2 protein-coding genes and 1 pseudogene are annotated in these 3,006 nt (G+C 35.3%); 1 reads left to right on the top strand and 2 read right to left on the bottom strand.

The window, feature by feature from the left end; translation table 11 throughout:
• Positions 1–170 precede the first annotated feature (170 nt).
• Positions 171–1,489: pseudogene (locus QM887_RS09880) on the bottom strand (ISL3 family transposase).
• Between the two features lie 235 nt (positions 1,490–1,724).
• Here QM887_RS09880 and QM887_RS09875 point away from each other — a divergent pair.
• The gene (locus QM887_RS09875; protein ID WP_414271435.1) at positions 1,725–2,861 is read left to right on the top strand and encodes a DUF4767 domain-containing protein; all 1,137 of its coding nucleotides are present in this window, start codon (positions 1,725–1,727) and stop codon (positions 2,859–2,861) included.
• A 50-nt stretch (positions 2,862–2,911) separates the two neighbouring features.
• On the opposite strand, the gene QM887_RS09870 is transcribed toward QM887_RS09875, so the two are convergent.
• The coding region (locus tag QM887_RS09870; RefSeq protein ID WP_414271436.1) for an IS3 family transposase at positions 2,912–3,006 on the bottom strand (95 nt) is incomplete at its 5' end.

Below are 3,006 nucleotides of genomic sequence, written 5' to 3'. Positions count from 1 at the left end.
CCATAAGATTCTTTCTAATGATGGTTTGGTCACTTTTCATTATAGGTCTTATGGGACTTTTTTTCTACAACAAAATAGGCTCCATAATTCCTATGGTGGTTTTACCCACTACAGAAATTATAGAGCCAAAATTTTTATCTCTTTTTCAACTGTAGTGAGTTGAATAAAAGCTAACATCTGGAGAGGACAATTTTAGTCCTCTCCATTTTTATATTCAGAGCGTTAAAAATATGTTTTTGAAGTTTTCAAAGTTTCTAAAATCAAAGTCATTGCGTATGTTAAGTTTAATGAGATTAATAGTAACTTCCAATTTTGCGTTGGAATAGGGTAACTGAAGGACGTTGACGATTTTCTCTTTGTCCTTGATTAAGGCTTTAAGGACAGTCTGAAAAAGAGGATGAACCTGCTTTAGATTGTCCTCAATGAATTCGAAAAATTTTTCAGGCTCCTTATTCTGAAAGTGAAAAAACAAGAGCTGATAGAGATTATAATGGTGTTTCAAGTCTTCTGAATAGTCTAAGAGTTTGCCTGGAATCTTTTTATTTGTCAAGTGCATGCGAAAAATAGGACGATAAAAACGCTTATCGCTGAGTTTACGACTATCTTATTTGAGGTGCTTCCAATAACCCTTAATAGCCTTGTATTAATGAGATTTTTGATCAAGTTGATTTATGATTTGTACACGCACACGACTCATAGTCCGGCTTAGATGTTGTATAGTGTGAAAGCGATCATGTACAATTTTTGCATTTGGAAGTGAAACAGTCCAGTGGACTGTTTCAGCCTGAGCCTAGAAATTCGAAAGCGAAGCTGCTTAGCCAAGTGATAGTAAGGACTAAACATATCCATAGTTATGATTTTCACTCGTCATCGGACTACTCGATCGTAACGGAGAAAGTGATTTCTGATGATAGCTTGTATTCTGCCCTCAAGAACAGTGAGAATATTAAGCTTGTCAAAGTCCTGAGCAATGAAACTCATCTTCATTTTCCGATTGAAACAGCTACTCTCCTGACTGTTTAAATGTCCCAGGACATAATCTCAGGCAGATAGCTAAAATCATGCTTAAAGTGAAATCCATTGAGTTTTCGTATGTCAGTTGACGTTTGAATGGAAAGTTGATGGGCAATATCGGTCATAGAACTCTTTTTAATCAGCTTCTGAGCTTTTTTTGGTTGATGTTACGAGGAATTTGGTGATTCTTCTTGACGAGAGAAGTCTCTGCGACTATCATTTTTGAGCAATGATATCACTTAAAACGGCCCTTTCTAAGAAGATTCCTAGTAGGTATATACGCTGTTTCAAGCTTAGGAATCTTAGAAGGTTTTTGAAAATTATATTTCTTCATTTGATTTCTGTAATCAGTGAAAGATGGAGCTACATAATCCAGATTAGCGATGATTTCCTTGTGTGTATCCTTATTGATGATGTCTAGAATCTTGATGTTTGGGTTTTTAATATAAAGTAGTTTAGAGATAAAATAAAATATGTTGCATATGATTCTTTCTAATGATGGTTTGGTCGCTTTTCATTATAGGTCTTATGGGACTTTTTCTACAACAAAATAGGCTCCATATTATCTACAGGGGATTTACCCACTACAAATAGTATAGAGCCCATATTGTTCACTTAGTTTTTCTTATTCTATGTCAAACTCTTTTTCATTTGATATAATGTAAGAGAGATTTAAGTATAAATTTACTGTAACAATAAAGGAGAATGTTATGGAGAATAAAAAAGTCTTAGGAGCCTCGTTTTTTCTGTTTTTAAGTTTATTTATAATTGGTTGTAGTAATCAAAATGGTGATATTTCCAGTCAGGAAAGTAGCTTATCATCTACTACTAGTCAGTCTACAACTAACGAACCGTCCAAGAAAGATTTTAAAGAATTCTACAAGCCGATTTTTGATGATTACAAAAAAATACTTTCTACACCTAAGGATATAGACAAAATAGTAGATCTTTATAAAAATTTGAATGCAACTGATCGGCCTATTAACAGTTGGTCAGTTGAAAATGCAGTTTTTCAAGGGGATCAGATGCGCTATGTGTATACGGATCTTAATCAAGATGGTATCGAGGAGTTGCTAATCGGTGTTGAGCAATCTAGTGGCGGTTATTTTATTTCGGGACTTTATTATTTAGTAAATGAGAGACCGGTACTTTTGGCAGAGGGCTTTGTTGCAGGCCATGGTGGTGCTAGAAATTCTATGAATATCTATCAGGGTGGTGATATTCTAGAATTAGGTTGGACCTCTGGAACAGGAGAAGGTAGGGGAGTACTTTATCATCTGAATTCGAGCCAGCAAGTAGCAAGTAAAGTTCAGGAACAGGACATTCGGGTTCCTGGAAATAAAAATTTGCATACAGAGTTTGGAAAAACAGAAGCCGAAATGCTAGATTTCAATCAACTTGATTGGCAAAAATTTGAACCTTCTACTAGCAGCAAGGCTATTTCGAGTGAAGAACAAAAGGCTCCTTGGAATGCTAGTAAGTCTGCTAAATTAGAATCCTTCATAAAAGGGTGGGGCGAGAGACTTGGGCAACCTAATTACAAAAAGGGCATATCAGGAGGAGATGTCGGTCCAGATAATCTCTATACCTTTGGTGATGGGCCAAGTGAAAAATTAAATGCAGAATACTCGGATAATGGGTTAGGAACTACTCAGTACCGAATTGTAGAACGCTACAGTAATTGGGATAAATACCCGGATGTACATAGTTACTTCTTTGCGATAACCAACACAGGAGAAGCGATTGTATTTCATTCACCAACAACAAATGGTGGAATCATGTACTTAAAACCTACAGAAAATACAGAGATTCAAGCAGAGTTTAAACGTTTGGTAGAAGAAGATTGAAAGAAAAAGAGTTTAGTTTTGTACTGACCCCAAAAAGTTAGACAATTAATTTAAGCAAAGGATTTAGTTCTGTATTGTACAGGACTAAATCCTTTTAGTTTTACCTTAATTCGTTTGTTGTTGTAGTAATCAATATAGTCTACAA

The organism is Streptococcus infantis (assembly GCF_047460875.1).
Lineage (GTDB): Bacteria > Bacillota > Bacilli > Lactobacillales > Streptococcaceae > Streptococcus > Streptococcus infantis_AA.
Note: the sequence above shows the minus strand (reverse complement) of the source record. Positions and strands in the feature narration are given on the sequence as shown.